This window comes from Flavonifractor sp. An306 (assembly GCF_002159455.1).
GTDB lineage: Bacteria > Bacillota > Clostridia > Oscillospirales > Oscillospiraceae > Flavonifractor.
Window position 1 is genome coordinate 1 of the sequence record NZ_NFIQ01000145.1, and the last position, 3,078, is coordinate 3,078.

A 3,078-nucleotide genomic window follows, 5' to 3' on the forward strand; every position below is an offset into this window, starting at 1 on the left:
AACTTTTGAGAAGTTTTTGCTTTGCCGGGACAAAAATCAAGAAGTTTTGAAGTGTTTTCCTTGACTTTCACCGATTTTTTGAGCTGCCAGAGCAAAAAATCCCCGCCGCCGATGGATTTTTCACCGTCCCTCCTTCGTTTTGCAGCCGTTTTCCGGCTGCTTTTTTCTTGTTTCTATTATACAACATGTGCTGATTAAAGTACAGGTTTTTCTTTGGCCGGTGCTATACTTAAAGCACAAAGAGGGACAGAGAACAAGAAAAAACAAAGCCCCTCAAAACAAAAAATAAAATGAAAAAGGAGATTACCACCATGAAAAAGAACGCTATCATCTACATCGACGACACCCACGCCCAGGTCACCAAGGCTTTCGAGAAGCAGGCCCGTATCTTTGGCACTCCCGAATACAGAGAGTGGAGAGCCTACCGCCAGGACTTCCCCAACGCCCAGATGGTATCAGAAAATGCTGCTTGAAAAGGATAGGGATTGCTCTCTTGTGCACAATCCCTATCTTCTTTTGTTATAGATACCTAATGTAATCAAGCACAGATTTTTTTGGAATTTTCCACCGATTCCCGATTCTGAACGCCTCGATTTCTCCATTGTGAAGGAGATCAAGCAGTGTATTTTTTCCTATTTTCAAAAGAGATTTACACTCATTAAAGGTCATGATTTCCGGTACACGGTCAAACATATTTTATCCTCCTGCAATTCAAAATTTGGTTTGAAATGGTTTACATCTGTTTATTTCAGTGTTCATTGGTTTTGAAATACTTGTGTTTTTATATGCTCCAAGGTTCATAAAAAGCGGATAGTTGAAAAACTGTTTTAGATATTATACCAATATCTTAATGTGCGGGAGGTTTTATAAATGAAAGTTATTTTGACGCTGATTGGTAAGGGTGCCACGAAGTTCATTATCTGGCTGGCGGCTCGACTGGAAGGAGGAAAATAATATGTCCGCAAATGTGGAAACTATGTTCTATGTCCGGGAAGCCCCCTGGCACGGGCTTGGTGTCCGTGTGGAATCTGCCCTCAATTCCGAAGATGCCCTGGAGATGTCCGGTCTGAACTGGAATGTGATCCAGCGACCCATTATGACTACTTCCGGCAATCTGATCCCTGGCTATAAGGCCAACATCCGGGATACGGACGACCGGGTTCTGGGCGTGGTCACAGACCGCTACCGGGTGGTGCAGAATGCCGAGGCTTTCGCCTTTACGGATGCTCTGCTGGGCGAGGGCGTGAAGTATGAGACTGCCGGTTCCCTGCAAAACGGCCGGAAAATCTGGCTACTGGCCAAGCTCCCCGACAAGTACATCATCGAGGGCGACCAGATTGAACCCTACCTGGTCTTCAGCAGCTCCCATGATGGCAGCGGCTCGATCAAGGTGGCCATGACGCCGATCCGTGTGGTCTGCCAGAATACGCTGAACATTGCCCTGTCCACGGCCAAACGGGTATGGTCTACCGTCCATGTGGGAGATCCTGCCGCCAAGATGGAGGAGGCCCACAACACCCTGCTGCTGGCAGAGAAGTACATGGGGCGGCTGGGAATGGAGTTTTCCAGGCTGTCCAAAATCAAGCTGTCCGACCAGAAGGTGAAAGAGTATATTGAGTTGCTTCTGCCGATGGATGAGCAGCCCACGGAAACTCACCGCAAGAATATCACCCGCATCCGGGAGGATATGAAGCTGCGCTATTTTGAAGCGCCCGATCTGCGCCATGTGGGGAAGAACGCTTATCGCTTCCTCAATGCGGTCAGCGACTTTGCCACCCACGCCAAGCCTCTGCGGGAGACCGACAGCTATCGTGAAAATCTGTTTGCCAAGACCATGGAGGGCAATCCGCTGATCGACAAAGCCTATGAGCTGGTCATGGCGGCATAACAAACAATCGACTTGTGCCGGGAGGAATACACCTCCCGGCATTTTCTATGCTTTGGAGGTGTATCTTTGGAAAAACACTGTGATAGGCGGAGTAAAGCCTATGACGGTACTCAACTATTCCCAGCATATTAAGAACCATATTAAACCGGCTATGGGAGCAATCAAACTGGAGGCATTGACCGCACACGCCATCCAGGGATTTTATAATGGGTTAGGGAAGTCAGATGGCGATAAGCCCGGCCTATCCGCAAAGACTGTGAAGAATGTTCACGGTGTACTTCATAAAGCGTTGCAGCAGGCGGTGAAGATCGGTTACCTGCGCTTCAATCCTGCGGATGCGTGTGAGCTGCCACGGATTGAACGTAAAGAAATCAAACCCCTGGACAGCGAGGCAATGGCGGCATTTATCAAAGCGGTTCAGGGACATCAATTTGAGGCGATCTATCTGACCATGCTGTTTACCGGTCTTCGGAGAGGGGAGGCGTGTGGATTGACCTGGGACTGCGTAAATCTGGAAAAGGGCACGATTCTGGTAAATAAGCAGCTTCAAAATATCCCCGGACAGCCGGGAGCCTTCCGACTTGTTTCCACGAAAAGCAGTAGGAGCAGAACGATTGCTGTTGCGGCTACTGTTGTGACACTTCTGAAAAAGCACAAAGCCCAGCAAAGCATGGACAGGTTGAAAGCCGGCTCCTTGTGGCAGGACGGTAATTACGTATTCTGTAATGGGGTTGGAGAGCATCTATCGCCCCACACACTTTACCACAACTATAAACGGATTGTTGCCGCAATCGGACTTCCCGATGCGAGGCTGCACGATCTGAGGCATAGTTTTGCGGTTGCGTCTATTCAAGCGGGGGACGATCTGAAAACCGTGCAGTCAAACTTAGGGCACGCCACAGCGACATTTACGCTTGATGTGTATGGGCACGTCACCCAGGAGATGAAGGAAGCCAGCGCAAAGCGGCTGGAGACGTTTATCAAGGGGGTATCTGGGCTGTAAAGGGAAAACAAAAGGGAAAACTCGGCAAAAAAGGGTATGAAAAATCCCTAGAACCATTGCGGCTCTAGGGATTTTTCGTGGTCCCCCGAGAGATGATAAATCCGAACGTTCAATCTGTTCAAAGGTGATCCGCTCCGCACCCTCCTTGTAGTTGAAGGTCACGAGAATATAGTCATCATAGACCACC

The 3,078-nt window shown here is 48.8% G+C and carries 4 protein-coding genes; 3 read left to right on the forward strand and 1 reads right to left on the reverse strand.

All coding sequences use genetic code 11. From position 1 onward, the window contains the following. The first annotated feature begins 311 nt into the window (after positions 1-311). Complete coding sequence (locus tag B5F88_RS20905; RefSeq protein ID WP_162612250.1) at positions 312-473, forward strand: hypothetical protein; 162 nt, start codon at positions 312-314, stop codon at positions 471-473. 46 nt (positions 474-519) lie between these two features. Here B5F88_RS20905 and B5F88_RS18820 read toward each other — a convergent pair whose 3' ends face one another. Continuing rightward, entirely contained in the window at positions 520-693 is a 174-nt protein-coding gene (locus tag B5F88_RS18820; RefSeq protein WP_087936967.1) for a helix-turn-helix domain-containing protein, read from the reverse strand. 262 nt (positions 694-955) lie between these two features. Between B5F88_RS18820 and B5F88_RS18825 the strand changes: the two genes are divergently transcribed. Further along, positions 956-1,888, forward strand: a complete 933-nt coding sequence (locus tag B5F88_RS18825) for a DUF932 domain-containing protein (protein ID WP_087936968.1) — start codon at positions 956-958, stop codon at positions 1,886-1,888. After that, positions 1,866-2,891 (forward strand): site-specific integrase, encoded by a 1,026-nt coding sequence (locus B5F88_RS18830; protein WP_087936969.1) that lies wholly within the window; start codon positions 1,866-1,868, stop codon positions 2,889-2,891. The genes B5F88_RS18825 and B5F88_RS18830 overlap by 23 nt, the downstream gene beginning before the upstream one ends. Positions 2,892-3,078 lie beyond the last annotated feature (187 nt).